The organism is Arthrobacter sp. alpha11c, from assembly GCF_054149985.1.
Genome location: NZ_CP196747.1, coordinates 1,825,884 through 1,850,815 on the forward strand (window position 1 = coordinate 1,825,884; position 24,932 = coordinate 1,850,815).

At 62.1% G+C, this 24,932-nt stretch carries 25 protein-coding genes; 4 read left to right on the forward strand and 21 right to left on the reverse strand.

Translation table 11 applies throughout. From position 1 onward, the window contains the following. Positions 1 to 91 precede the first annotated feature (91 nt). Entirely contained in the window at positions 92 to 1,222 is a 1,131-nt protein-coding gene (gene infC, locus ACTAQJ_RS08385) for a translation initiation factor IF-3 (RefSeq protein ID WP_498701683.1), read from the reverse strand. 308 nt (positions 1,223 to 1,530) lie between these two features. On the opposite strand from infC, the gene ACTAQJ_RS08390 reads away from it, so the two are divergent. Next, positions 1,531 to 1,935, forward strand: coding sequence for a DUF1844 domain-containing protein (locus ACTAQJ_RS08390; protein WP_431119524.1), 405 nt, complete (start codon positions 1,531 to 1,533; stop codon positions 1,933 to 1,935). Positions 1,936 to 2,039: 104 nt separating this feature from the next. On the opposite strand, the gene ACTAQJ_RS08395 is transcribed toward ACTAQJ_RS08390, so the two are convergent. From ACTAQJ_RS08395 to ACTAQJ_RS08430, 8 genes are all read right to left on the reverse strand, one after another. Next, positions 2,040 to 3,344 carry an MFS transporter gene (locus ACTAQJ_RS08395; protein ID WP_477513579.1) on the reverse strand — a complete coding sequence of 435 codons (1,305 nt, stop codon included), beginning with the start codon at positions 3,342 to 3,344 and terminating at the stop codon, positions 2,040 to 2,042. A 53-nt stretch (positions 3,345 to 3,397) separates the two neighbouring features. Beyond that, positions 3,398 to 4,276, reverse strand: a complete 879-nt coding sequence (locus ACTAQJ_RS08400; RefSeq protein ID WP_431119522.1) for an SseB family protein — start codon at positions 4,274 to 4,276, stop codon at positions 3,398 to 3,400. Then, positions 4,276 to 5,019 (reverse strand): bifunctional 1-(5-phosphoribosyl)-5-((5-phosphoribosylamino)methylideneamino)imidazole-4-carboxamide isomerase/phosphoribosylanthranilate isomerase PriA, encoded by a 744-nt coding sequence (priA, locus tag ACTAQJ_RS08405; RefSeq protein WP_431119520.1) that lies wholly within the window; start codon positions 5,017 to 5,019, stop codon positions 4,276 to 4,278. The genes ACTAQJ_RS08400 and priA overlap by 1 nt, the downstream gene beginning before the upstream one ends. A gap of 34 nt (positions 5,020 to 5,053) precedes the next feature. Further along, on the reverse strand, positions 5,054 to 5,212 hold the full coding sequence (locus ACTAQJ_RS08410; RefSeq protein ID WP_216925244.1) for a CG2302 family histidine operon protein: 159 nt from the start codon (positions 5,210 to 5,212) through the stop codon (positions 5,054 to 5,056). After that, complete coding sequence (gene hisH, locus ACTAQJ_RS08415; RefSeq protein WP_431119519.1) at positions 5,213 to 5,974, reverse strand: imidazole glycerol phosphate synthase subunit HisH; 762 nt, start codon at positions 5,972 to 5,974, stop codon at positions 5,213 to 5,215. Then, on the reverse strand, positions 5,971 to 6,597 hold the full coding sequence (gene hisB, locus ACTAQJ_RS08420) for an imidazoleglycerol-phosphate dehydratase HisB (RefSeq protein ID WP_216925246.1): 627 nt from the start codon (positions 6,595 to 6,597) through the stop codon (positions 5,971 to 5,973). The genes hisH and hisB overlap by 4 nt, the downstream gene beginning before the upstream one ends. Before the next feature lie 46 nt (positions 6,598 to 6,643). Then, positions 6,644 to 7,762, reverse strand: a complete 1,119-nt coding sequence (locus ACTAQJ_RS08425; protein ID WP_498701684.1) for a histidinol-phosphate transaminase — start codon at positions 7,760 to 7,762, stop codon at positions 6,644 to 6,646. 77 nt (positions 7,763 to 7,839) lie between these two features. Then, positions 7,840 to 8,199, reverse strand: a complete 360-nt coding sequence (locus ACTAQJ_RS08430; protein WP_431119515.1) for a LysM peptidoglycan-binding domain-containing protein — start codon at positions 8,197 to 8,199, stop codon at positions 7,840 to 7,842. Positions 8,200 to 8,555: 356 nt separating this feature from the next. Here ACTAQJ_RS08430 and lexA point away from each other — a divergent pair, with 356 nt between their 5' ends. After that, positions 8,556 to 9,299, forward strand: coding sequence for a transcriptional repressor LexA (gene lexA / locus ACTAQJ_RS08435; RefSeq protein WP_224093932.1), 744 nt, complete (start codon positions 8,556 to 8,558; stop codon positions 9,297 to 9,299). Positions 9,300 to 9,308: 9 nt separating this feature from the next. On the opposite strand, the gene ACTAQJ_RS08440 is transcribed toward lexA, so the two are convergent. Together ACTAQJ_RS08440 and hflX are read right to left on the reverse strand one after the other, a co-directional pair. Continuing rightward, the gene (locus tag ACTAQJ_RS08440; protein ID WP_498701685.1) at positions 9,309 to 11,366 is read right to left on the reverse strand and encodes an ATP-dependent DNA helicase; all 2,058 of its coding nucleotides are present in this window, start codon (positions 11,364 to 11,366) and stop codon (positions 9,309 to 9,311) included. Beyond that, positions 11,359 to 12,921 (reverse strand): GTPase HflX, encoded by a 1,563-nt coding sequence (hflX, locus tag ACTAQJ_RS08445; protein WP_431119512.1) that lies wholly within the window; start codon positions 12,919 to 12,921, stop codon positions 11,359 to 11,361. The genes ACTAQJ_RS08440 and hflX overlap by 8 nt, the downstream gene beginning before the upstream one ends. Before the next feature lie 495 nt (positions 12,922 to 13,416). Here hflX and ACTAQJ_RS08450 point away from each other — a divergent pair, with 495 nt between their 5' ends. Then, positions 13,417 to 14,031, forward strand: a complete 615-nt coding sequence (locus ACTAQJ_RS08450; RefSeq protein ID WP_431119510.1) for a class I SAM-dependent methyltransferase — start codon at positions 13,417 to 13,419, stop codon at positions 14,029 to 14,031. On the opposite strand, the gene dapF is transcribed toward ACTAQJ_RS08450, so the two are convergent. From dapF to ACTAQJ_RS08480, 6 genes are all read right to left on the reverse strand, one after another. Next, positions 14,012 to 14,980 carry a diaminopimelate epimerase gene (dapF, locus tag ACTAQJ_RS08455; protein WP_498701687.1) on the reverse strand — a complete coding sequence of 323 codons (969 nt, stop codon included), beginning with the start codon at positions 14,978 to 14,980 and terminating at the stop codon, positions 14,012 to 14,014. The genes ACTAQJ_RS08450 and dapF overlap by 20 nt on opposite strands. A gap of 61 nt (positions 14,981 to 15,041) precedes the next feature. Beyond that, positions 15,042 to 15,947, reverse strand: coding sequence for a tRNA (adenosine(37)-N6)-dimethylallyltransferase MiaA (miaA, locus tag ACTAQJ_RS08460; protein WP_498701688.1), 906 nt, complete (start codon positions 15,945 to 15,947; stop codon positions 15,042 to 15,044). A 20-nt stretch (positions 15,948 to 15,967) separates the two neighbouring features. Continuing rightward, positions 15,968 to 17,566, reverse strand: a complete 1,599-nt coding sequence (gene miaB, locus ACTAQJ_RS08465; RefSeq protein WP_498701689.1) for a tRNA (N6-isopentenyl adenosine(37)-C2)-methylthiotransferase MiaB — start codon at positions 17,564 to 17,566, stop codon at positions 15,968 to 15,970. After that, positions 17,566 to 18,108, reverse strand: a complete 543-nt coding sequence (locus ACTAQJ_RS08470; protein WP_431119503.1) for a regulatory protein RecX — start codon at positions 18,106 to 18,108, stop codon at positions 17,566 to 17,568. The genes miaB and ACTAQJ_RS08470 overlap by 1 nt, the downstream gene beginning before the upstream one ends. Beyond that, positions 18,098 to 19,138 (reverse strand): recombinase RecA, encoded by a 1,041-nt coding sequence (gene recA / locus ACTAQJ_RS08475; RefSeq protein ID WP_223936581.1) that lies wholly within the window; start codon positions 19,136 to 19,138, stop codon positions 18,098 to 18,100. Before recA ends, ACTAQJ_RS08470 begins: the two co-directional genes overlap by 11 nt. 266 nt (positions 19,139 to 19,404) lie before the next feature. Then, entirely contained in the window at positions 19,405 to 19,629 is a 225-nt protein-coding gene (locus ACTAQJ_RS08480) for a DUF3046 domain-containing protein (RefSeq protein ID WP_431119501.1), read from the reverse strand. A 32-nt stretch (positions 19,630 to 19,661) separates the two neighbouring features. Between ACTAQJ_RS08480 and ACTAQJ_RS08485 the strand changes: the two genes are divergently transcribed. Then, positions 19,662 to 20,219 carry a MarR family winged helix-turn-helix transcriptional regulator gene (locus ACTAQJ_RS08485; protein ID WP_431119500.1) on the forward strand — a complete coding sequence of 186 codons (558 nt, stop codon included), beginning with the start codon at positions 19,662 to 19,664 and terminating at the stop codon, positions 20,217 to 20,219. A gap of 130 nt (positions 20,220 to 20,349) precedes the next feature. Here the strand turns inward: ACTAQJ_RS08485 and ACTAQJ_RS08490 are convergent, their stop codons facing one another. The 4 genes from ACTAQJ_RS08490 to ACTAQJ_RS08505 all read right to left on the reverse strand — a co-directional run bounded on the left by ACTAQJ_RS08490 (position 20,350) and on the right by ACTAQJ_RS08505 (position 24,908). Next, the gene (locus tag ACTAQJ_RS08490; RefSeq protein ID WP_216925260.1) at positions 20,350 to 20,784 is read right to left on the reverse strand and encodes a helix-turn-helix domain-containing protein; all 435 of its coding nucleotides are present in this window, start codon (positions 20,782 to 20,784) and stop codon (positions 20,350 to 20,352) included. A gap of 138 nt (positions 20,785 to 20,922) precedes the next feature. Then, positions 20,923 to 21,435: a CinA family protein gene (locus tag ACTAQJ_RS08495; RefSeq protein ID WP_431119498.1), complete on the reverse strand. Its 513-nt coding sequence runs from the start codon at positions 21,433 to 21,435 to the stop codon at positions 20,923 to 20,925. Continuing rightward, positions 21,432 to 22,034 (reverse strand): CDP-diacylglycerol--glycerol-3-phosphate 3-phosphatidyltransferase, encoded by a 603-nt coding sequence (pgsA, locus tag ACTAQJ_RS08500; RefSeq protein WP_498701690.1) that lies wholly within the window; start codon positions 22,032 to 22,034, stop codon positions 21,432 to 21,434. Before pgsA ends, ACTAQJ_RS08495 begins: the two co-directional genes overlap by 4 nt. Before the next feature lie 9 nt (positions 22,035 to 22,043). Continuing rightward, positions 22,044 to 24,908 carry an FtsK/SpoIIIE family DNA translocase gene (locus ACTAQJ_RS08505; RefSeq protein ID WP_431119495.1) on the reverse strand — a complete coding sequence of 955 codons (2,865 nt, stop codon included), beginning with the start codon at positions 24,906 to 24,908 and terminating at the stop codon, positions 22,044 to 22,046. Positions 24,909 to 24,932 lie beyond the last annotated feature (24 nt).

Consider the following 24,932-nt stretch of genomic DNA (forward strand, 5'->3'; position numbering starts at 1 on the left):
ACAAAGTCCGCAGTTCTTTCGTGCAGCCGGCCTACAAGGGCCGGCGTGCTGGTTGCTTGCCGTTGGAGGCCAGGGCCACCGCGGCGTTGAACTAGTTGGTCTTGCGTGATGCAGGCTTCGGCGCAGCCTTGGGGGCTGCGGGCCGAGCTGCCGGCTTGGGAGCTGCCGGCTTGGCGACGGGCTTCGGAGCCGAAGGAACTGCAGGCTTCGGGGCAGCAGCCGGAACAGCTGGCCTCGGAGCTGCCGGTGCGGGGGCTGCCTTGGGGGCCGGGGCTTTCTCCGCCGGTGGAGCCTTCACAGCCGGGGCTTCCTCAACCACGGGTGCTTCTTCGACTACCGGAGCCTCTTCAACAACCGGAGCCTCTTCGACTACGGGAGCCTCTTCGACTACGGGAGCTTCTTCAGCTACGGGCGCTTCTTCAACAACCGGAGCTTCCTCAGCTTCTTCAACAACCGGAGCCTCTTCGGCAACAGGTGCTTCAACCTCGGAAGCCTCCACAGCCTCTTGCTTGGGCTCTTCTTCGGAAGCCAGCAAGCCTGCCGGAAGAAGGTCGCCCAGGGTCTGCGTCAGCGGAGCCTGGTCACCCGTGGTGTCCACGCGTCCGGATGCCTTGGCCTCATTCTGGGCCTTGGCTTCAGCACGCTGGGCTGCACGCCGGGCTTCAGCCTTGGCTTCGGCCTTGTTCTTCAGCGGACCGATCACCATGACCATGTTGCGGCCATCGATACGCGGGCTGGACTCAACAATGCCCACCTCGGCAACGTCTTCAGCAAACTTCTGAAGCAGGCGGATGCCCATCTCCGGACGCTGCTGCTCGCGGCCACGGAACTGGATCATTGCCTTGACCTTGTCACCAGCGCCGAGGAAGCGAAGTGCGTGTCCGCGCTTGGTTTCGTAGTCGTGCTTGTCGATCTTGAGGCGGAAACGGATTTCCTTCAGAACCGTGTTGGTCTGGTTCTTGCGGGCCTCGCGCGCCTTCACGGCAGCTTCGTACTTGTACTTGCCGAAGTCCATCAACTTGCAAACAGGAGGCTTAGCCTGCGGGGCAACTTCAACGAGATCGAGATCGGATTCGGCAGCAAGACGCAGGGCGTCCTCGATGCGGACGATTCCTACCTGTTCGCCGGCAGGGCCGACCAACCGCACCTCGGGGACGCGGATACGCTCATTGATTCTTGGCTCGCTAATGTTAAAGCTTCCTGTGGTTGTGGTGAGTTTCACCGGCAAATAGAGAAGGCCTCCAATTGCTGGTGCAATCGAAGGCCTCAAGGATCGGGTGTGCTCCCTTGAAGAGAAGCACGCACTCCGGAGGCTACGCCTCCGAGTGTCCGACCTGTACCCGGCAACCTCTTGTTCCGTGAAGGAATCCTGCTCCCCGAAGGGAAAACGGCTGACGCGGGTGGGAGAGAACTCCGCTTGCAAACTGAAAATCAATTCTACAGAAATAACCCGCCAAGCGCACATTGCACGCGGCGGGAGCATTTAATGCGAATAACGACTTCCAGTCGGTCTATGACAAGCTTACCAGTATGAGCACTGAAGACAGCAATTCGCGCAACTCCTACTCCGAGGACACCGCCACAGCCCCCGCCGCCGATGCCGGGGTATCCCAGCAGATCCGTGACATCGCGGAAGTTCCGGCAGTAGAAGTCATCACCACCGGCGCGGTCCACCTGATGAGCGCCGCCGCTGTGAAGGTCGGCCTCGCCGATGACCCCAACGCAGAAGACCTCAAAGACCTGGACGAGGCCCGCAAGCTCATCACTGCGTTGGCCGGCCTCGTAACGGCGGCTGCCCCCGAAATCGGTTCACAGCATGCCGGGCCCTTGCGTGATGGACTGCGCTCCCTCCAGTTGGCTTTCCGCGAAGCTTCCCTTATCCCCGACGCACCGGGCAAGGGCCCCGGTGAGAAGTTCACCGGGCCGGTGAACTAGCCAGGAGCTGCCCCAAGTACATACGACGGCGGCCCGACCACATGTGGTCGGGCCGCCGTCGTGGTTAATGCCGTGCAATTACTGAAGATTTACCGACGCTGGAGCTATACCCGGGCGCGGCGCCGCCTGGACATGAGGGCGAATCCCGCGATGCACAGTACGACTCCCGCGGAACCGACGGAGGCAAAACCTCCGGATGGCCCAACAGTGTCAATAAAAATCCCGGCTAGCGGCGCGCCGAAGGCAATCCCGGCCGTCAGCGCGGATCCATACCATCCCATGGCCTCGCCGCGTCGTTCCTCATCTACGAGGTCCGCCACCTTCTCCGATGACGCCGACAACACCGGAGCGCAAAGAAGGCCAGGGAGAATCGAGAGCACCGCAAGCGTCCAGGTATCGTGTGCGAAACCCATCGGGATGGTGAGCGCGGCCATGCCCAACAGCAGCAGCATGGGAGAGACCGAACGGTTCATGGCGCCGTAGATGAGCCCACCCACAACCGATGCCGCACACCAGAAGAAGAAGACGATGCCAATCTCGTTCTGGTGGCCGCCGCGCTCCAACAGGCCAACAATACTGACGTCCGAGCCGCTAAGTACCATCCCCGATCCCGCAGCTACGGCGAAAAGGGCCGCAACGGAAACCGTAAACCACGTGAAATTGCGGGCCACGCGGTTCCGAAGTCCTCCTGTGCGGGACGTGGCTGCCGGCGCCATTTCAGACGCCGCCTCCTGCACATGGCCCGGTGCGGAGGCCACCATGGCCGCCTCGGCAGCGGCAAGGTCCGCGGCGGCCCGTGCCGCGGATTCCTCCGGAGTGCAATTGGCATCGCTGCGGGTCGGAGGGTTGAACCAGATCAAAAACAGGCCAGCCACGGAGACAGAAATTCCCACCGCGGTAAGTCCCACGGCCGAGAAGCCGCTCGTGGCGACGATCGCACCAACGGCGGGACCAATCATGAACACGAGCTCAGTAGCGATGGAATCGAGCGCAAACGCCGAGCGTCGCTGGTCGCCGTCCACCATGACACCCAGCGATTGACGGACCACGCTGAAGATCGGCAACGTGAACAAGCCCCCCACAAAGACCAAGGGAAGCAGCCAGGCGTACGGGACGTGCGGAACAATTGACCAAATCACTGTTTCCGAGATGACGGATGGGATCAGGGCTTTCCGCAGGCCCACCATGTCAACGCGCCGACCACGCCAGGGCGCCCCCAAGGCAATGCCTATGGTCATGACGGCAGCAGCCGCGCCGGCCGCGGCATACCCCTCCCCCAGCGACAGGACAATGTGCAACGTCAGGAGCACGCCAGCCGCCGAATGCGGAATGCGGGCGATCATGCCCACCAGCAGGAGCCGCCGGACAGGGCGGATGGACAGCATCTCTTTGTACAGAGCGAAGTTCACGGGCTAATTCCTCTTGTTCCCCCGGGGCAGTCCCCGGTGGACGGGTACTGCCGTTAGTGCCGCCCAGGCTCCTGCGCCGCACGTTGCAGTTTTACTTCAATGGAATCGACGCCTTCGGCAAACGACTCCACCTGCGCCCACGCCTCGTTCAGGTCAGCCACCAGCGATTGGACGGCAGCGGCGTCGAGTCCGTCCTCAAGGAAGAGCACTATTCGCAGTTCCGGGCCAGCGCCTCCGCCCGGGACCGTGCGGCCGTCCGCAGTCAAGGAAGCGACGCCACCACCGGCCTGTGTTTCGAGCCGGCGCACCGCCGGAAACGCCTCAGCCTGTGAAGCGAGAGCAAACTCCAGTTGATCATCAAGGTATGACGGCGTCCAGTCCCGCTGCTGCGCCAACGCCCACATAGCTGGCCGCCGAACCACGAAGGTGAACGCTGAACCGGGGTCCAGCACCAACAATTGCGCCTCTTCTGAAACGGCCGAAAGGGCCGCCCTTGCCGCATAAACAGCTACGGGCCGGGCCTGGGCATGCCACGCTTCGAGAGCGGCGGCAGTGGTGAAGACCGGCATTGCCTTCCGACCATCAGGTGCCTTGAGTGTGACTAATGCCATATCGGCCTGCTTGTCCGCGTGCAGCCCATCAACACCTTCAGCTTCCTCGGCGAGCTGGGCTACCACGGGAACGAAGACCCGGGCGGTAGCGAGTGAAGCTACGACCTCTGCCTCAGTGCCCGTCCCGTTCAGCAATGCAACAACGGCGGCGAGGTAACCGGAGTCAGCCGTACCGTCGTCGTCTTCGAAATTGTGGATCCTGGCATCGTCACCACTAAGGCTGCGGCCTTCCCAAGGTTGCCCCGCCGAGTCTGTGGCACCGCCGGCGCCAGCCAAGGCAGCGGCAATGTGGCCTGGAAGTTCGCGTCGTGAAGCAGCCATCAGCGACGACCGGCTACATCCAGGGCTTCGGGCAGAGTGAAAGCACCTGCATAGAGGGCTTTGCCAACAATCGCGCCCTCGACGCCCAAGGGCACGAGTTCACGGAGCACGCGAAGATCCTCAAGGCTGGAGATACCGCCTGAAGCCACGACGGGCTTGCCTGTTTTCTGCACCATCTGGCGCAGCAAGTCAACGTTAGGGCCCTGCAGCGTTCCGTCTTTGGTGACGTCGGTGACCACGTAGCGTGCGCAGCCGGCGTCCTCCAGGCGGGCAAGAACTTCCCAGAGGTCGCCGCCTTCTTTGGTCCAGCCGCGACCGGCCAGCGTGGTACCACGGACATCGAGGCCGACGGCGATCTTGTCACCGAAGCGGTCGATGGCGCGTCGTGTCCACTCGGGGTTCTCCAATGCTGCTGTACCGAGGTTCACCCGCTCCACGCCCAACTCCAAGGCGCGTTCCAGCGACTCGTCATCCCGCAGACCGCCGGACAACTCAACTTTGACGTTGAGCTGGGACACGACCTCGCTGATGAGTTCCGCGTTGTTGCCACGGCCAAAAGCGGCGTCGAGGTCCACCATGTGCACCCATTCAGCACCGGCGTTCTGCCAGTTCAAGGCAGCTTCCAGAGGCGTGCCGTAACTGGTTTCCGAGCCTGCCTCGCCTTGCAGCAGGCGGACTGCCTGGCCATCAACGATGTCGACGGCGGGGAGGAGTTCCAGAACGGACTGGGCAGAGGTGGTCATGTGTGTCCTAGGAGTTGATAGGGACGCGAGGCGTTCAGTTGCCCGGCAGCGTCAGGAGATAGGCGGCAAGCAGGGACATCCCCGCCAGCACATAGAAGGAAACGGAAACCCACAGTGGCTTCTTCTGCTGGTGGAAAGAGATACCTCCACCCACCAGCACGCCGGCAAGGCCCATAAGCACTACGGACCACACTTAGGCTGCACCACGATCATCCGCTGCCGGAGCCTGTGCCACCGTGGATCCAGGTTTGCGAAGCCCATCCACCCAGTTGCGCAGGAGGCGCGCCCCGGCGTCTCCGGATTTCTCGGGGTGGAACTGGGTTGCGCACAGGGGGCCGTTTTCAACAGCAGCGATAAAGCGGGCACCGTGCTCGGACCACGTCACCAAAGGTGGAGCCATCCGGGGCTGAACGACGTCGAAGTTCCACTCTTGCACGCCGTATGAGTGCACGAAGTAGAAGCGTTCCTGCTCGACGCCTGCGAAAAGCTTGGATCCTTCAGGCACGTCCACCGTGTTCCAACCCATGTGGGGAACCACGGGGGCCGGAAGGAGTTCAACCTTGCCGGGCCATTCGGCCATGCCCTCGGACTCGGTGCCGTGCTCGACTCCCGCTTCGAAGAGCACCTGCAGCCCAACGCAGATTGCCAGGACGGGCCGTCCACCTGCGACGCGGCGGCCAATCATGCGGATGGCATCGACGGCCTTGAGTTCCCTCATCACCGTTTCAAAGGCACCCACGCCGGGGACCAGCAGCCCGTCGGCATTCAGCACGTCTTCAGGCTTGGAGCTGAGAACCACCTCGGCGCCTGCACGCTCAAGGGCGCGAACGGCCGAACGGACGTTGCCCGAACCGTAGTCCAGCACCGTAACCGTGGGCTTACCTTCAGGCGACTCCGGCTTGACGGTAGCCGAAGCGTCAGTAACCGCACCGTCCTTCAGGATTTGCCCACTCATAGCGCCCCCTTGGTGGATGGAATGCCCTCGACGCGGGGATCCGACTCCACTGCCGAGCGAAGAGCCCGCGCAAAGGCTTTGAACTGGGCCTCGACGATGTGGTGGGGATCGCGGCCTGCAAGAACGTTCATGTGCAGGCAGATGCCGGCGTGCAACGTGATGGCCTCAAAGACGTGACGGGTCAGCGAACCCGTGAAGTGGCCACCGATCAGGTGGTACTCCTGCCCTGCAGGTTCTCCTCCGTGCACCAGATACGGGCGCCCCGATACGTCCACGACAGCGTGCGCCAAGGCTTCGTCCAAAGGAACCGTTGCTTCGCCGAAGCGGCGGATTCCGGCTTTGTTACCCAAGGCAGTACGCAAGACCTCACCAAAGGTAATGGCCACGTCCTCCACGGTGTGGTGGGCATCGATGTGGGTATCACCCGTGGCTTTGACGGTCATGTCAATCAGGGAGTGCTTGCACAACGCCGTCAACATGTGGTCATAGAAGGGAACCGTGGTGCTGATGTCCGAGACACCGGTGCCATCCAGGTTGATCTCCACCAGGACGGAGGATTCGCTGGTGGTGCGCTCCATGCGCGCAGTGCGGTCCGCGGACGGCTTGGCGCCGGTTTCGCTCATTGGGACGTCCTTATACACGAAGAATGGGGTGGGTCTATTGACAAGTTTAGTTGGGCTGGGACGCAGGGTTGTCCAGAAGGGCTTCCAAGGCCTCAAGGAAGGCCGTTGTTTCCTTTTCTGTTCCCGCAGTCACCCGCAGGTGCCCTGGAATGCCGACGTCGCGGATCAGGACGCCCGCATCCAGCAAGCCCTGCCAGATCGCGTGCGGGTTCGAAAGCCCACCGAAGAAGACGTAGTTTGAGTCCGAGGCGGCCGGCTTGAGTCCCATTCGGAGGAGCTCGGTCACAATCCGGTCCCGTTGGACCTTGATGTCCTCGACGTCAGCCATGAGCGCTTCGCGGTGGTTGAGGGCGGCCAGGGCCGTGGCTTGCGTGACGGCAGAGAGGTGGTAGGGCAGCCGAACGAGCCTGATGGCATCGGTAACCTCAGGTGCGGCAGCCATGTAGCCCAGGCGCGCACCTGCCAGGGCAAAGGCCTTGCTCATGGTGCGCGAGACGATCAAACGCTCCCGCCCGGGAAGCAGCGTCAGCGCGCTGGGCGTGTTGTCGTGCGCGAACTCGTGGTAGGCCTCGTCCACGATGACGATGGCTTGGCTGGCCTGGCCGGCTTCGTACACGGCTTCGACCACGTCCAAGCCCAGTCCCGTTCCGGTGGGGTTGTTCGGAGAGCACAGGAACACGATATTTGCGCCAGTCTCCTTCACCTGGGCAGCAGCAGAGGCCGCATCAAGGCCATAATCATCAGCCCGCACTCCGCGGAGATACTCAGTGTCTGTGCCACTGGCAAGAAGCGGGTACATGGAATACGTGGGAGGGAAGCCCAGTGCCTTGCGCCCCGGACCTCCAAAGGCCTGCAGAATCTGCTGCAGGACCTCGTTGGAGCCGTTGGCCGCCCAGATATTCTCCGCGGAAAGCCCGTGGCCGAGGTAGTCGGCAAGGGATTCGCGGAGTTCCGTAAATTCGCGGTCAGGGTACCGGTTCAGACCGGTGGCCGCGGCCGCAACAGCCTCGGTAATGGCCGCTTGCACATCGGCCGGCACACCATGGGTGTTCTCGTTGACGTTGAGCAAAATGGGGACATCAAGCTGCGGTGCGCCATAAGGGCTCAGTCCACGCAGGTTGGTCCGGAGGGGAAGTCGGTCAAGTCGCTCAAGCTGGTCACTCACCAAGACAGTTTAAGGTGCCGGTGCGACTGCGGAGTAACTGTGACGCCAAGGAAGGCGACCCATAGCCCGCCGGCCGCTCAATTGGCGGGAACGAACAGCTGCTGGCCCGGCTGGATGCGTCCCCCACGGAGATCGTTCAACTGGATAATTTCTGCAATGACATCACGGGGGTCCCGCTCCGGCGCGGCCGCACCGGCGATGCCCCACAGGGACTGCCCGGGCTGGACAGTCACCGTGACGGCCACCGGCGGCTGCAGCTGGCCTTGGGAGTCAGAGGCCTTGGCCGGGGAGTTAATGAAGCCGGCAAGGCTCAGCAGCGCGGCAAGGAGCAGCATGGTGGGGATTCCGAAGAAGACGATCCTGCCGCGTTGGGTAAGCCGGAGACGCGCAGGAGCCGGAGTGTTGCGGAATTCATGGAACGTTGAGATTGCGGACATGAGCTGAGCCCTTCTGAGCGATTGCCTGCATCGGATGCCCGTTGCCGGCTGCCAATTCCTTGTGTTCGTTTGGACCCGGCCCGAATGTTCGAACACTTTCTTCGAACATCCGAGCTGCGTTCAACTTTTATAGAACACATATTCGAACCTTGCTATGACATTTTTAGCACTTATCAACGAACGGTGTCGAGACTCGCTAGAACGAATGTTTGATAAACGCCTGTGCCTGGCCTAGGTTTGAGTGAAGAAACAGGCACTGTTTCAGTGGAACAGGAGGGTCTGACATTTTTTCAGATCCAACATCCCCGGGCGCACTTCAGACCGTGACCGGGCGGAACGGAAGGGCATTGGCGAACATGGCAGCGAAAGCCACCGGCGGCGGGGCACCCCTGCGGAGCCAGCAGCCTCAAAAGAGTCCCAAAAGCCTGACTGTCCGGCAGAAGAAAATCCTGGAAACCATCCAGCGCTCTGTCAATGACAACGGGTATCCGCCCAGCATGCGCGAAATTGGCGACACCGTTGGTCTCGCGAGCCTCTCCAGCGTCACGCACCAACTCTCCCAGTTGGAGAAGCTCGGCTACTTGCGCAGAGATCCCAAGCGCCCCCGCGCCATGGAAGTACTCATGCCTTTGACCCTTGACGGCGGCACAATTCCCGGAGTTGAAGCAGCTACTACACTGCGCAGCGCAGGTGGACTCGCCGTGACGGAATTGGCCAGCGCCAGCGACACCGCGATGGTGCCCTTGGTGGGACGCATCGCAGCCGGTGGGCCCATCCTGGCAGACCAGACTATTGAGGACGTCTTGCCCCTGCCACGGCAACTGGTGGGCCACGGCGAACTGTTCATGCTGAAGGTCGCTGGGGACTCAATGATCGATGCCGCAATTTGTGACGGTGACTGGGTGGTTGTCCGCCGCCAGAATGACGCCATCAACGGTGACATCGTGGCAGCACTCCTGGATGACGAAGCCACAGTAAAAACCTTCCGCCAGCGGGACGGCCACACCTGGCTGCTCCCCCAGAACACGCAGTACGAACCGATACTGGGAGACCAAGCCACCATTATGGGCAAGGTCGTCTCGGTCCTGCGCTCCCTCTAGGGCGTTCGCCTACGTTTTCTTTGCGCCCAAGCGTTCCAGGACGCCGCGCACCACGTTGCGGTCCGTCGTTGCCCAAAATGGCGGCAAAGCGGCACGCAGGAACCCGCCGTACCGTTCGGTGGAAAGCCGTGAGTCCAGGACAGCGACCACGCCTTTGTCGCTGGTGGATCGAATAAGGCGTCCTGCTCCCTGTGCAAGACGAATTGCCGCGTGGGTAGCTGACACCGCCATGAACCCGTTGCCCCCGGACTGTGCAACGGCTCGCGAGCGTGCGGTCATCAGCGGGTCATCGGGCCTCGGGAACGGAATGCGGTCAATCACCACAAGGCGGCATGAACCGCCAGGGACATCGACGCCCTGCCACAGGGACATGGTGCCGAAGAGGCAGGTGTCCGGTTCATCGGCAAACTGCTTCACCAGTGCGGCCATAGTGGATTCCCCCTGGCAGAGGATATCCACATCCAGCCGTGGCCGCATCGCGTCTGCGGCTTCCTCGGCCGCTCGACGTGAGGAGAACAGGCACAGGGCTCCCCCACCGGATGCACGGATGAGGTCTTCAAGCTCATCCAGTGCCTCGGGAGAAGTGCCCCTGCCGGGCTTGGGCAGGTGCTTGGCCACGTAAAGGACACCCTGCTTCGGATAATCAAAAGGCGATCCGACGTCCAACCCGGTCCAGCTGGGCGCACCATCTCCAATGAGGCCCAGGCCACCTGCTGCGGGCTCAAAGGCGGATCCAATAGCCAGCGTGGCAGAAGTAAGCACCACTGTGTGCCCCGCGAAAAGGCCTTCCCGCAGCCGGCCAGCAACGCTAAGCGGGGCGATGTTGATCAGTGCGGGGGCGGTCTCGTCCGGGTGCGAGTACCCCTGCTGGGGATCGAAGGTGCTGTTCCTGGAGAACCACACCACTTCACGGTTCTCCTTGGCTGCGAGCATCCGCTCGCACAGTTCCAGAATGAGCATGAGCCGTGAGCGCGCAAGCTGCCTGCCGCCGTCGACCGCGTTTGAAGAGTCAGTCTTCGAGTCAGACAGTGCGGCGCGTGTGGCATCGCGCAGTTGGTCCAGGCAGTCCAGTTGTTCGTCGTTGAGCCCATTGGGCAGCAGACCGTTGGGGACTCCGGCAATGGCCATGTCCAGTCGATCGGCTGCCGCGTTCAGGGCGTCTACGGTAATCGCAGTGTGTTTGCGCGCGCTCGAAGCGGCAGCATGCACCATTGCCACGGACAGCTGCCCTGTAACGGCCCCCGTGACGCGGTCCTGCAGCTCATGCGCTTCGTCAACCACCACGACGTCGTACTCGGGCAGGACAGCAAGCCCTTCGAAGGCACTGACGGCCAGCATGGCATGGTTGGTCACCACGACGTCGGCCTCAGCCGCTCTGGCCCGTGCCTGTTCGCTGAAGCACTCCTCGGCAAGTGGGCATTTTTGCGCTCCCAGGCACTCCATGGACGTCACGGAGACCTGCCTCCAGGCGCGGTCGGTAACGCCCGGCATCAGTTCATCGCGGTCGCCTGTGGCCGTCTTTTCGGCCCATTCACGGAGCCGGATGACTTCCTTACCCAATTGCGACGACGGGCCGCCAACCGCCGCTGCGAAATGCGGCACGCTGGTGTCCTCACCCAGGGAAAAAAGTTGGCCCTCGGACGGCTCTTCGCTGGGGAAGCCGCCCTCCAGCTTTTGCAGGCAAACATAATTTGCCCGGCCCTTGACGAGCGCCACGTTCACGGGACGCTCAAGGGCCGGGCTTATGGTCTCCAACAGCCGGGGCAGGTCCCTGCCCACAATCTGCGTTTGCAGGGCCAAGGTAGCGGTGGACACAAGCGTGGGTTTGTCGCTGTCCATGGAATGGGCGATCAGCGGAATCAGGTAAGCCAAGGACTTACCCGTTCCCGTTCCCGCCTGGACCAGCAAATGTTTACCGGACTCGATGGCCCTGGTGACTTGCCTTGCCATCTCGTGCTGGCCTGAACGGCTTTGACCGCCCATCCCGGCAACAGCTTTGTCCAACAGCTCGAGGGTGAACTTCTCCCCCACTGACTCGACGACGTCCGCCGCCACCTTCTCAACCATTGCTGACGAATGACTCCAGCTCGGCGGCCAATCCTTCACGAACCATGGCCACCACGCGGGTTCCGTTTTCCTCGTGCTCGAGGCTCAGGATTTCCGAATCGGAGTTGTGCAGCTTGTTGACCATGTCGCCGCGGTCATACGGGATGAGGACCTCGAGGCGGACTCCCGGCCGGGGAATGGACCGGCTGATCTCTTCCAGGAGTTCAGGAATGCCCTGGCCCGTGCGGGTGGAAACCACGGCGTGCCGCGGCTCCTTCTGCTTCAGGCGTTCCACCACGAAAGGATCCGCTACGTCCACCTTGTTCAGGACGATGATTTCCGGAACCTTGCGGGCGTCGACCTCGGTGAAGACAGCACGCACTGCCGCGATTTGCCCTTCCGGGTCCGGGTGGGAGGCATCTACAACATGCAGGATCAGGTCTGCGTCCGCTACCTCCTCCAGCGTGGAGCGGAAGGCCTCCACCAGCTGCGTAGGCAGCGAGCGGACGAATCCAACGGTGTCAGCCAGCGTGTAGCCGATGCCATCCGGTGTCTGTGCCTTCCTGACCGTCGGGTCCAGGGTGGCGAACAGGGCGTTTTCCACCAGCACGCCGGCGTCGGTCAGCCGGTTCAGGAGCGAGGACTTCCCGGCGTTGGTGTAGCCGGCGATGGCAACCGAAGGTACGGCATTACGACGGCGGTTGGCCCGCTTGGTCTCGCGCGCCGGCTTCATGGCGGCAATCTCCCGGCGGAGCTTGGCCATGCGTGTGCGGATCCTGCGGCGATCGAGTTCGATCTTTGTTTCACCGGGACCACGGGAACCCATACCGGCACCGGCTCCACCCACCTGGCCACCGGCCTGGCGGGACATGGAGTCACCCCAACCACGAAGCCTGGGGAGCAGGTACTCGAGCTGTGCGAGCTCAACCTGTGCCTTACCTTCACGGCTCTTTGCATGCTGGGCGAAGATATCCAGGATCAGCGTGGTCCTGTCCACCACCTTGACCTTGACGATGTCCTCAAGTCCTCGCCGCTGCGAGGGGGAAAGCTCGGTGTCGACCACCACGGTATCGGCTCCCGTTGCGGCCACGATGTCCTTGAGTTCCTGGGCCTTGCCCGACCCAAGGAACGTTCCGGGATCCGGCTTCGTGCGGCGCTGAACCAGGCCGTCAAGGACCTCGGATCCGGCAGTTTCTGCCAGTGCTGCGAGTTCGCGGAGCGAATTCTCGGCGTCAGCCAAAGTGCCTTCTGTCCACAGGCCAGCCAGGACAACGCGTTCCAGACGCAGCTGCCGGTATTCAACCTCGGTGACGTCTTCGAGTTCGGTGGAAAGGCCCGCGGTACGGCGGAGGGCACGGCGCTCGGCCAGGTCTTCCTGGTCGCCGTCGTAAATGCTGTGTTCGTGGTCAAGCGTGGAGATCGCTTGAGCCCTGCCGAAAACGCCTCTGGCATCATTGTCATCGGATGCCTGTGCGGGTACATCCTTGGAAAGAATCCGGTCGATGACGGCCTGGATTTGTTCAGGACTCATGTCCTGGGCGTCGGAATCGGATCCGGAGTGCTTCTGGGTGGTCATGGTCTCCTTAGACTGTTCGGCATATCCAGAATAGTGCTGTTTGGTGTCCAATGGGACGGTATTCGCGGTGGGCTGACGAGCTTCGGCCATATAGGGCCTCCTGTGGTGCTTTGTATCGAGCGGGTTGGTCCGCGGGAGGTCCTGTCCTGCCGGAGAATTCATCGCCAAACCATAAGCCAGGAGCTAACAGCAGATGGCTAGGCCACTGCTTTCACGACAGCTGGGGTGGGACATGTTCTACTGAGCAACCGCGATCCACCAACAATGGGAGGTGCGGAGTCTGCCGGACGGAACCTGCGGGCGGAATGGCCATGCGCTGGGCTAGTACGCCAAGCGGGCCTGCATCGCGGGCAGGTGCCTTGCCGACGTGTTGGGTCGGCTCGGGCTGATTACTCAAAGATCAAGAACATGCCTTCAACATTAGCAGCACTGTCAAACCGTCCCAGCCCGAGGGCAGTTTCCCAAGCCGCCGATAGCCAACTAATCTGGCAAATTATGGAGTCTGCACACTATTTCAGCGCCCAACCGGCCGGTCCCTTCACCCGCAAGCCCCTCACTGTGGAACTCGCTGGAGCTACCCGCCATGTGCAGACGTCGTCGGGCATCTTCAGCCCCGACGGTGTGGACAAGGGCACCAAGGTACTTTTGGCCGAGGTTCCACCGCCATCGCCCCGGGGCAACCTGCTGGATATCGGGTGCGGTTGGGGTCCCGTTGCCCTCACCATGGGGCTCATGGCGCCCCTGGCACAGGTCTACGCCGTGGACGTCAACGAGCGCTGCATCGCCCTGACCAATGAGAACGCAGTTGCCCTGGGCTTGAACAACGTGAAGGCCAGCCTCCCGCAAGAGGTAGACCCCGGCGTCGAATTCGACACGATCTGGTCCAACCCGCCGATCCGCATCGGCAAGGACGAACTACACTCGCTGCTCCTGACGTGGCTGCCCCGGCTGGCACCTGGCGGCAACGCGTGGATGGTGGTTCAGAAGAACCTGGGCTCGGACTCCCTCCAACGCTGGCTGGCCAACGAACTGGACAAGTCCTTCACAGTCTCCCGCGAGAGCACTTCGAAGTCCTTCAGGATCCTTCGGGTCAGGAAAGCGTCCCACTAGCCACAATGACTGCGGGGCCGCTGAGCTCAACGTGTTCGCGGCCATCCGCCCCCGGGAAGAACTTGACATCCACCACGCCACCGGGAACGTTGACGTGCCAAGAGTTGGGGGCGCTGCTGCCGGCCCAATGACGGATCGCGACGGCGGCGGCACAAGCACCGGTGCCGCACGATTGGGTTTCGCCTACCCCACGCTCGTGGACGCGCATCGTGATGGTTCCCACACCATCGTGAACCAGCGGCTCTGCGGGTACCACGAACTCGACATTGGTGCCATTGGCAGGCTTGGGATCTACTACCGGCGCGGTGAACAACTTCGTGGCGGAGAGCTCGCTTAGCTCGGCAAGCGCTACTACCGTGTGTGGATTGCCCATGCTGACTGAGAGTCCGGGCCGGGCCACCTCCAGACCGTCTGCGCTGACCAAGGCATCCATTGCTTTGCCTTGTGCTTCTGCAGGGAAAATGAATTCCCAAGGGCCCATATCCACGGCATAGCCGTCCGCCGTGCGCACAATCTTCTTAATGCCGCCACGTGTTCCGATGGTCAAGGACTGGCCCGGCCCGAGCTCAACCAGGCCTTGGGCGATCAGGAAATGCACGAACACGCGGACGCCGTTGCCGCACATCTCGGACAGTGAGCCATCGCCGTTACGGTAGTCCATGAACCATTCCGCAGAGTCGTCCTGCTCGAGCAGGGCGCGGCCTTCAGGCAAATACCGGGATGGAACAGCCCGGATAAGGCCGTCGCCACCTATCCCCCGATGCCTGTCGCACAGCTGTGCTACTTGCTCGGGAGAGATCTCGTGGACGTCACCGGGATCAGCAATCAGGACGAAATCATTGCCCGTTCCATGGCCCTTGGAAAACGCCAAACCGGAAAGGCTGGCAGTGGGCACGGGGGCACCGGCAGCGGCGGACTGCTGGGCGGGAACTGCGGCGGTTTGATCCATGGGACTAGGCTACCCGCCGGGCAGGTTCGGCCAGAAATTGCTATGTGGAGTGCCAGGCCGGCTAGGCCAGCGCCACTGCTTTGGACACGAGCTCCGGATCCTGCCAATCGAGCCAGGCGATGCGGGGATCGGCCCGAAACCACGTCAATTGTCGCCGGGCGAACTGCCTCGTGGCCACAATGGTTTCCTCGGCCGCCTCCGGGATGCTGGCTTCGGCGTCGAGCACCCTGAGGAACTGGGCATATCCCAGGGCACGCGAGGCTGTTTTGCCGCGCCGCAGGCCAGCCGCATCAAGCCGTTCCACTTCCTGCAGCAACCCCGCATCCACCATCCGGTGTACGCGGATCGCCAGCCGTTCCCGCAGCACCTCCCGGTCCACAGACAGGCCAATCTGTATGGCCGGCTGGAAGTACTCGCGTTGCGGCATGAACGAGCTGAACGGCCGTCCCGTCATTCCATACACCTCCAGGGCCCTGATCACCCGCCGGGCATCCCCCAGACGGCCTGCAGAGATGGGATCCACCTTTTCAAGCCGGGCCCGTAACGGCGCCAGACCGAACGTTTCCCATTCATCCTCAAGCCGTTTTCGCAAGTCAGGATCCGTGCCAGGGAACTCCAGTACATCCAGGGCGGCCCGCACATAAAGGCCGGAGCCTCCCACCATGATGGCGCGCTTGCCCCGGGCGTGGACGTCATCAATGATGGCGCGGCATTCCGCCTGGAAGTCCGCCACGCTGGCTTCCTCCGTGACGTCTTTTGTGTCCAGCAGATGGTGTGGCACACCCTTGCGCTCGTCCACAGTGATCTTAGCCGTACCGATGTCCATGCCCCGATAGAACTGCAGGGCGTCAGCGTTGATGACCTCACCATTGAGTGCAAGGGCCAGCTCGACGCCCAGGTCCGATTTACCGGAACCGGTTGGGCCTACGACTGCGATTACCGCCGGCGCGGCATGGGAAGGAGCCATTCGATCTCGAATAATCGGCGTCAGGCGCCGCGGACAGGCAGCGACGGCATGCCCAAAGACACACCCTTCTTGCCCGGGGCCGCCCCCGCACTGGGAACACCACAGGAATCTGCCTGCGAACGATCCCAGGCGTCACCCGCCCGTGAGCGTCGCAGCATGTAATCCTCAAGGCCGGCAGGATCGGCAACCAGGTGGAATGCCGCGGCTTCGGTGACAGTCACGGTGACAAAGTCGCCGGGGCGAGGGGTTTCCGCACCATCAGGTACTGAGAAATGAACCAGTCGCTGATCCTTGGACCGGCCGGACAACCGGTGCGTTTCCTCTGCTTTGCGGCCGGACTGCGCTGTTACCAGAACCTCCACGCGGCGCCCCAGTTGCTTGGCGTTCTCCTCGGCGGCGATCCGGTCCTGCAGGGCGGTCAGCCGCTCAAAACGCTCCTGGACCACTGCTTTGGGAAGTTGCTCCGGGAGCTCGGCAGCAGGCGTACCAGGCCGTTTCGAGTACTGGAAGGTAAAGGCTGAGGCGAACCGGGATTTCTCCACGACGTCAAGCGTCGCTTGGAAATCTTCCTCGGTTTCTCCCGGGAAGCCAACAATGATGTCCGTAGTAATGGCCGCGTTCGGGATTCGCTCACGCACCTTGTCCAGGATGCCAAGGAACTTGCTGGAGCGGTACGAGCGCCGCATATCCTTCAGGACCTTGTCCGAGCCCGATTGAAGGGGCATGTGCAACTGGGGCATCACGTTGGGTGTCTCGGCCATCGCATCGATGACGTCGTCCGTAAATGCGGCAGGATGCGGGCTGGTGAAGCGTACGCGCTCAAGGCCTTCGATGTCCCCACAAGCACGGAGAAGTTTTGAGAAGGCCAAGCGGTCACCGAACTCAACGCCGTAGGAATTCACGTTCTGGCCCAGCAACGTGACTTCCACGGCGCCGTCGTCCACCAAGGCCTGAATTTCAGCCAGGATTTCTCCGGGACGACGGTCCTTCTCCTTGCCACGGAGCGATGGCACGATGCAGAACGTGCAGGTGTTGTTGCAACCTACTGAAATCGAAACCCAGCCTGAATAGACGGAGTCGCGCTTGGTGGGAAGGGTGGAGGGGAAGACGTCCAGCGATTCCAGGATTTCGAGTTGGGCCTCGTTGTTGTGCCGCGCCCGCTTCAGCAATGCCGGAAGTGCTCCTACGTTGTGGGTGCCAAACACAGCGTCAACCCAAGGAGCCTTCTTGACGATGGTTTCCCGGTCCTTCTGGGCGAGGCAGCCACCGACGGCGATCTGCATGCCAGGGTTGGCTGCCTTGACCTGCCGAAGCTGGCCAAGGTTCCCATAGAGCTTGTTGTCGGCATTTTCCCGAACGGCGCACGTATTGAACACCACGATGTCCGCAACCTCACCCTCCGCGGGCACATAGCCGGCGTCCTCAAGGAGGCCGGCCATACGTTCGGAATCGTGGACGTTCATCTGGCAGCCGAAAGTCCGGACCTGATACGTCCTCGGTTCAAACGGGGCCGGTTCAAACGGGGCAGAGGCATCCGTCACTTGGGCATCAGCATTGGTTGCCAATGCTACGGCCGAAGGCGTGGTTTCTGCTGAGGGGGAAGGAATGGTCAAACTCACTACTCAAGGGTACCGGCTTGGGCAAGTACCTCACCGACGATCCGGAAGGCCATTGAAGGGGCATAGCCCTTCCGTGCCAGCATGGATGCCAGCCTGCGGGTGTACTTGTCACGTTCTGCACGATCGGAAAGATCCACGCCTGGCCTCAGTTTGCGCTCAACAAGCTCACGGGCGGCGATTTCCTCATCTTCATCGCTGAGCTGTGAGAGTGCTTCCTCGGCATCATCGAGCTCGATACCTTTCTCCGTCAGCTCCCGGCGAATGGCACCCTTGGCCAGTTTTCTGCTTTGGGAGCGGCTGCGTACCCACATTCTGGCAAACTCAGCGTCATCAATGAGCTGGACTTCCTCGAAGCGGTCCAACACAGCCTCAGCAACGTCCAGAGGGACATTCCGCTCGGCCAGCTTGCGGGACAGCTGCAGCCGACTCCGTGGCGCCATCGTCAATTGCCGCAGGACGATGGCGCGGGCCACGGATTCGGGATCAGGCTCAGGATCGCCGGATACGGAGGACTCCGGGTCCGGCCCGGTTCTAGCCGTCAACGGCCTTCAGCTTCGGGGAATCGGCCTCCGGCTTGACACCCACGCCAAGCTTTTCCTTGATGAGGCGCTCAAGTTCCTGAGCCAACTCCGGGTTGTCCCGCAGGAAGCGCCGTGAATTCTCCATACCTTGGCCCAGCTGATCGCCGTCGTACGTGAACCACGAGCCGGACTTCTTGATGATGCCGTGCTCGACGCCCATGTCAATGATGCCTCCCTCGCGGGAGATGCCCTGGCCGTAGATGATGTCGAATTCAGCAATCTTGAAGGGCGGGGCCATCTTGTTCTTGACGATCTTGGCCTTGGTCCGGTTACCGACGGAGTCAGCACCTTCCTTCAGCGTCTGAATGCGACGGACATCGATGCGCACCGAGGCGTAGAACTTCAGAGCCTTACCACCGGTGGTGGTTTCCGGCGATCCAAAGAAGACGCCGATCTTCTCACGCAACTGGTTGATGAAGATGGCGGTGGTCTTGGTCTGGCTCAGGCGGCCGGTAATCTTTCGCAGGGCCTGGCTCATGAGCCTCGCCTGAAGGCCGACGTGGGAGTCGCCCATTTCGCCCTCGATTTCAGCACGCGGGACCAAGGCAGCCACGGAGTCAATGACGATGACGTCCAGGGAGCCGGAGCCCACCAGCATGTCCATGATTTCCAGGGCCTGCTCACCAGTGTCCGGCTGCGAGACGAGCAGGGCGTCCGTGTCCACCCCAAGCTTGGCGGCGTAGTCGGGGTCAAGGGCGTGCTCAGCGTCGATGAAGGCCGCGATGCCACCGTTACGTTGCGCATTGGCTACAGCGTGCAGGGCCACTGTGGTCTTACCAGAGGATTCCGGGCCATAGATCTCCACGACGCGGCCACGGGGCAGGCCGCCAATGCCAAGAGCGACATCCAGTGCAATGGATCCAGTAGGAATGACTTCGATCGGGGCGCGGGTGTCATCACCCAAGCGCATGATGGAGCCTTTGCCGAACTGCTTGTCGATCTGGGCAAGCGCTGCTTCGAGCGCCTTCTCACGATCCGGGGTTGCCGCCATGGTTCACACCTCTGATGCTTTCTCGCTGTGGAGTGGCCTGGATGGCCGCTTTCCTGTCATGTCAGACGCTATTACGGCTCCCTGACATTTTTTGAAGCCGACGTGGGCTATGTGGATAACCAACCCTCGGATTGCCTGTGGAATGCGTCCTTCAGGAACAATTTTCCTCTCACAGGAGCATATCCCCATCCGAACAGATATTCGAACAATGCGTGCGGGCGTGTCACCCACAGAGCTGGAAGCCCCTCGGCAAACAAGGCCGGACTTCAGTTGGCAGCAGGCTTGATGTCCCTGCCGAGCCTGCGCTCCATGGGGACATCCTGGACTTCGCACATCGCCAGCCAGACTTCCCGTGGCTGGTAGCCGGCAGCCAGCGCCTCTACGGCGGTCCGGCCTCCCACCCCGGCCAGCACCAGGGAATTGGCCAGGACGCGGGAATAGCCTGCCCCAAATTCATCGTCCATTAAACGCCAAAAGTCACTTGCCCTCACCGATAGAGTCTCTCACGACGCCGGACTCTAGAATGGTTGCCATGAGCAATCCTCTCCAGAGCACGCCCCCCGAGGCCGTGCCAGGTGACACCATAGACGACGCCCTTCAGCAGGTGGAACACCAGCTGAGCCTGCTCTGGCGCCGTGCCCGTTCCATCTCGCATCAGTTGTCCCGCCAGGTCCATCCCGACATGGAGCCTGCCGCGTACGGCCTGCTGACGATCATTCGCCGCGAAGGCCCCATCCGCCTGACGGACCTTGCCTCGTGCATCGGAGTGGGCAAGCCCTCAGTGAGCCGCCAGATTGCATTTCTGGAAAGTATTGGCCTGGTCTACAAGGAGGCAGATCCGCAGGACGGACGGGCTCAGTCCATCCGCCTGACGGAAAAAGGCGAGGAGAAGATGCATCAAGTCCAGGACGCCCGCCGCCAGGTGTTCCGTGAGCGGCTCGGTGAGTGGCCGCTGGAAGACGTCCAAACCTTGGCCGACTACATGGGCCGGCTCAACGCCGTCTACGGCGAAAGCATCATCAAGGACGCCACTCTGAAGGAGACCGAGTCCGCGGAGACTGCCAATCCCACCGAGGACTGACGCGCCTTCCAACCCGGCTCCAGACCGCGCAGCAGCATCATCAGCACCATGAGCAATGTCACCGGACGCAAAAGGTCCCCAGCCGTAGGCTGGGGACCTTTTGTGATAATTCCTGGTGTGGGTGTGACCGTTACCGGGCTCCGGAGAGCATGCCCTGCGGGAAGTCGTCGGTAAGGTCAAGATCGCGACCGTAGCGCTGGGAGAATTCCTGCGGAACGGTGTCCGGAACAGCTACGCCCTCCGCAACGGCCACGCGGTCGCTGACTTCGCGGAGCATGCTGGACAACGGAACGTCCAGGGCGGTGCAGATAGAGGACAGGAGCTCGGAAGAAGCCTCCTTTTGGCCGCGTTCAACCTCACTCAGATATCCGAGTGAGACACGGGCGCTGTGCGAGACCTCGCGGAGGGTACGGCCCTGACGCTGGCGGACATCGCGCAGTACATCACCGATTTCGTGGCGTAGTACAACCATTTTGCGCTCCTTCTGTTCGCTCTGTGCCTGCTTAGCCAAGCCCACATCCTTCCAGCGGACAACGCCGTTTACGGATACGGGCTGCTTTACCATCTGTATCGCCTTGCTCCCTCGTTCATCCGGTTCGCTGGCTGGCGGACCGGTGTGGTTTTCTACATCCTAGGCGCCCCGGCTGTTCCGAAGCGACACAATGACACAACTATTGGCAATGAGTTTTTGTTCCCGGCTACTTTACGAACGGTAACCAACCCCTTCCAGTGCATCGATCAGGCGCGCCAGCGCAGCTTCACAGGCTTGTTGCCTGATACTTTGCCTGTCCCCCGAAAAGCTGAGTTCAAACGATCCGGTGCCGGTACTCGTGGCAACTCCGACGAAGACAGTTCCCACGGCTTTGCCGTCGTGGGGCTCCGGACCAGCCACACCAGTGGTGGATATCCCGACGTCGGCCATGCAGGCGCGTCTTGCTCCCTCGGCCATCGCCGCAGCTACTGCGCCATCGACTGAACCAACGGCAGCAATCAGTTCCCTTGAAACACCGAGGACGGAGACCTTCACGGAGTTCTGATAAGCAACCACGCCGCCCTGCAACGTTCCGGACGCACCGGGCGTGTTGGCCAGGCTTGCCGCCACCATCCCCGCGGTCAGTGACTCCGCCGTCGCCACGGTCAGGCTCTTTCCGAGCGCGAGCGCCACTGCCGTCGCCGCTAGCTCTGCCGCTCTGGCAGCGTCTGCGGGGTGACTCATGCGCGGCGGCCCGCAGCACGAAGCCGGAGCGCCTGGACGACGTATTCCCCTCCGGTCCATAGCGTGATGGCAAGGGCGGCCATCATGACCCAGAAGGCCACAATAACCAGCCACGGTGCGATCGCCTCAAGCGGCAGGATGTACAGGAAGATGGCTACTGTTTGGATGACGGTCTTCAGCTTTCCGCCGCGTGAGGCCGGCATGACGCCGTATCGGATCACAAAGAACCTCAGTGCCGTGATGCCCCACTCACGGACCAGGATGAGGATCGTCACCCACCAGGGCAGTTCCCCGAGGATGGACAAGAGCACCAGTGCTGAACCGATCAGCAGTTTGTCCGCAATGGGGTCCGCGATCTTGCCGAAGTTGGTGATGAGGCCACGCGCACGGGCGATGTCGCCGTCGAGCTTGTCCGTGTAGATCGCTACGGCGAAGGCCACAACAGCCGCCCACCGCCAAATACCTTGGTGATTCTCATCCGCCACCAGGAACCAGACGAAAAACGGAACCAGGACGATGCGGAGCATCGTGAGGATATTGGGAAGGTTCCAGACATCGGAGCTGGCGGAAGAGGCGTTGTCACCCTCGGCTGTAGTCACCCCTCTAGGCTACCGTCCGGTGAGTGACCAGGCGTCCTCGCCGCCGTCGTCCTCGTCATCGGAGGCGTCGGCGCCGTCGAAATACTCAACGGCTTGGGCCCGGTTGTCCAGATCCGCTGCCACCAGGTCCTCGGCATAACCGCCGACGGCGATGTTGGAGTTCGCGTTATCGCTCAGGGCGGCAGTGTGGGCGTCAGGCGCCGCCGGGGATTCCTGTCCCTTCATGGCAGCAAGCACGGCAGCCAGGTCATCCGGCTTGACCAGGACGTCCCTGGCCTTGGAACCTTCGGAAGGACCCACGACGCCGCGGGACTCCAGGAGGTCCATGAGGCGCCCGGCCTTGGCGAAGCCGACACGAAGCTTGCGCTGCAACATGGAGGTGGAACCGAACTGGGTGGTGACCACCAATTCGGTGGCCTGCAGCAGCACCTCGAGGTCGTCTCCGATGTCGTCGTCGATCTGTTTCTTGGGGGCCTCAGCAGCGACGTCGTCCCGGTACACGGCCTGCAACTGGCCCTTGACGTGTTCCACAACTTTGTGGATTTCGGATTCCGTCACCCAGGCACCCTGCACACGCATGGCCTTGGAAGCGCCCATCGGCAGGAAGAGCGCGTCACCCTGGCCAATGAGTTTTTCGGCGCCCGGCTGGTCCAGCACCACACGGGAATCCGTAACGGACGAGGTGGCGAACGCCATGCGGGAGGGAACGTTGGCTTTGATGAGGCCCGTGACGACATCCACGGAGGGTCGCTGCGTAGCCAACACCAAGTGAATGCCCGCGGCACGCGCCAGCTGGGTGATGCGGACGATCGAATCTTCGACGTCGCGTGGCGCCACCATCATGAGGTCCGCGAGCTCGTCCACGATGACCAACAAGTACGGGTAGGGCTTGATGACACGCTTGGAGTCAACCGGCGGCGTGACCTTTCCTGCCCTGACAGCCTTGTTGAAGTCGTCGATGTGCTTGTAACCGTAGTTGGCGAGGTCGTCATACCTGGCGTCCATCTCGCGAACCACCCACTGCAGGGCCTCGGCGGCCTTCTTGGGATTGGTGATGATGGGCGTGATCAGGTGTGGAACGCCTTCATACGCAGTCAGTTCCACACGCTTTGGGTCCACCATGACCATGCGGACTTCGTCAGGCGTAGCGCGCATCAGGATCGAGGTGATCATGGAGTTCACAAAGCTGGATTTACCAGCACCTGTAGCGCCGGCCACCAAGAGGTGTGGCATTTTGGCAAGGTTGGCAACGACGTAACCACCCTCGACGTCCTTGCCGACACCCATGACCATGGGGTGGTCGGTCCGGCGTGCGTTCTGGCTCCGCAGCACATCGCCCAGGGAGACCGTTTCGCGGTCCGTGTTGGGAATCTCGATGCCGATTGCGGACTTGCCGGGAATCGGGCTCAGGATACGTACGTCGCTGGATGCCACCGCGTAGGAGATGTTCTTGGACAGCGCCGTTACGCGCTCCACCTTGGTGCCGGGAGACAGCTCGATTTCATAGCGTGTCACTGTGGGGCCGCGACTGAAGCCGGTTACAGCGGCATCGACATTGAATTGGGTCAGCGTGTCCGTCAGGGCGGCCACGACGGCGTCATTCGCTTCGGTGCGCTCCTTCGGAATGGAGCCTGGCGTGAGGAAGTCAGAGGCAGGCAGGGTATACGTGACGTCCCCTGCCAGGGACAGTTGCTCCGTGCGCTGGGGAATTGGCGTGGGCGGCGGAGGTGGCGTTGCCGGCCTGGCCGGAACCTGCGCCACCGTGGGCGCAGTCATCTCCGGAGTGAGGACGGGAATGGCCTCTGTGGGGTTGTCGATTCCGGGAGCAGCGCCCAGGCCCTGGGCAGCCTTGATCTTACCCACCGCTATCTCGGCCTGGGTGGGGCGGCGTACGCCCGGTGGAACGCGGGGTACAGACGCTTGGGGAGTTTCGTCGTCGTCGACTATTGCGTGCTCAAAGGCCTCGTCACCGACGTAGCCTTCCAAGCCGGCGTCGGTATCCTCATCCTTGCCGAAGAAGCGCATCCGCTTCTTCTTCTTGGGCTTAGCTACAGCCCCGTTTTCATAGAGGTAGCTGCGATCATGGGCGTCCTTGCCGGACTCGGCGTCCATGAGGTCCACGCCCATGAGGTGCTCATAGGCGGAGCGGATCCTGGAGGGGATCGCACCGAACGGCGTAGCCGTAACGATCAGCACGGACACGAAGGCCAACAGGCTGTAGACGATCACCGGGACAGCGGCATGAATGGCTGCAAGTGGCGACGCTGCAAGGAAGCCCAGCATTCCGCCCGCCCTGCGCAGCCCATCGAAGCCATCGGCCACGGTGGGCTGGCCGCCAATGATGTGGGCCAAACCGGAACCGGCAAAAGTCATAATCATGAAGCCGATGCCAACGCGGTTGTTGCCGCGGCCATCCTGCGGTTTGCGGAAGAGACGGAAAGCACAGATGAAAAGCATGAAAGGCAAAACAAGCGACATCCAGCCGAAAGTGCCATTGACCACGCTGTAGACGGCGTCAGGCAGCCATCCGGTCAGGCCCCACCAGGCGAACGTTGCAATGCCGATGCCCAACACGAGGTTGAACAGGGCTGCGCCATCGCGGCGATCGGCGGGATCCAGATCGCTGACGTCGTACCCGATCCGGCGGACTCCTGCGCCAACGACGTGGCCAATACCCTGCCAGGCGCCTGCGAGCATGCGCAATGGCAGCGGTGCATGGGGCTCGACGGCGGCTGGCTGCTTGGACCGTGCACTGCTGCCCCGACCGTTTCTGGGCGTGGCTGCACTGCTTTTGGATGCAGCTCCGCCCCGGCCTGTGCCGCCGGATTTACTACTGGAGCTGCCTCGTGGCGTGGAGGAAGTACGGGTCGCCATGGTTGCCACGCTACCCCAAGGAGG

Bases quoted from the DNA above. Each gene is read 5' to 3' on its own strand.
- lexA (WP_224093932.1), top strand. From the start codon at position 8,556: ATGGCAGCGAAAGCCACCGGCGGCGGGGCACCCCTGCGGAGCCAGCAG.
- dapF (WP_498701687.1), bottom strand. From the start codon at position 14,980: ATGGATCAAACCGCCGCAGTTCCCGCCCAGCAGTCCGCCGCTGCCGGT.
- hisB (WP_216925246.1), bottom strand. From the start codon at position 6,597: ATGAGCGAAACCGGCGCCAAGCCGTCCGCGGACCGCACTGCGCGCATG.
- ACTAQJ_RS08490 (WP_216925260.1), bottom strand. From the start codon at position 20,784: ATGGTAAAGCAGCCCGTATCCGTAAACGGCGTTGTCCGCTGGAAGGAT.
- ACTAQJ_RS08430 (WP_431119515.1), bottom strand. From the start codon at position 8,199: ATGTCCGCAATCTCAACGTTCCATGAATTCCGCAACACTCCGGCTCCT.
- ACTAQJ_RS08505 (WP_431119495.1), bottom strand. From the start codon at position 24,908: ATGGCGACCCGTACTTCCTCCACGCCACGAGGCAGCTCCAGTAGTAAA.
- ACTAQJ_RS08495 (WP_431119498.1), bottom strand. From the start codon at position 21,435: ATGAGTCACCCCGCAGACGCTGCCAGAGCGGCAGAGCTAGCGGCGACG.
- priA (WP_431119520.1), bottom strand. From the start codon at position 5,019: ATGACCACCTCTGCCCAGTCCGTTCTGGAACTCCTCCCCGCCGTCGAC.
- miaA (WP_498701688.1), bottom strand. From the start codon at position 15,947: ATGGCTCCTTCCCATGCCGCGCCGGCGGTAATCGCAGTCGTAGGCCCA.
- hflX (WP_431119512.1), bottom strand. From the start codon at position 12,921: ATGACCACCCAGAAGCACTCCGGATCCGATTCCGACGCCCAGGACATG.
- ACTAQJ_RS08400 (WP_431119522.1), bottom strand. From the start codon at position 4,276: ATGGCTGCTTCACGACGCGAACTTCCAGGCCACATTGCCGCTGCCTTG.
- ACTAQJ_RS08485 (WP_431119500.1), top strand. From the start codon at position 19,662: ATGGTTGCCATGAGCAATCCTCTCCAGAGCACGCCCCCCGAGGCCGTG.
- hisH (WP_431119519.1), bottom strand. From the start codon at position 5,974: ATGAGTGGGCAAATCCTGAAGGACGGTGCGGTTACTGACGCTTCGGCT.
- ACTAQJ_RS08440 (WP_498701685.1), bottom strand. From the start codon at position 11,366: ATGGTTGAGAAGGTGGCGGCGGACGTCGTCGAGTCAGTGGGGGAGAAG.
- recA (WP_223936581.1), bottom strand. From the start codon at position 19,138: ATGGCGGCAACCCCGGATCGTGAGAAGGCGCTCGAAGCAGCGCTTGCC.
- ACTAQJ_RS08450 (WP_431119510.1), top strand. From the start codon at position 13,417: ATGGAGTCTGCACACTATTTCAGCGCCCAACCGGCCGGTCCCTTCACC.
- ACTAQJ_RS08390 (WP_431119524.1), top strand. From the start codon at position 1,531: ATGAGCACTGAAGACAGCAATTCGCGCAACTCCTACTCCGAGGACACC.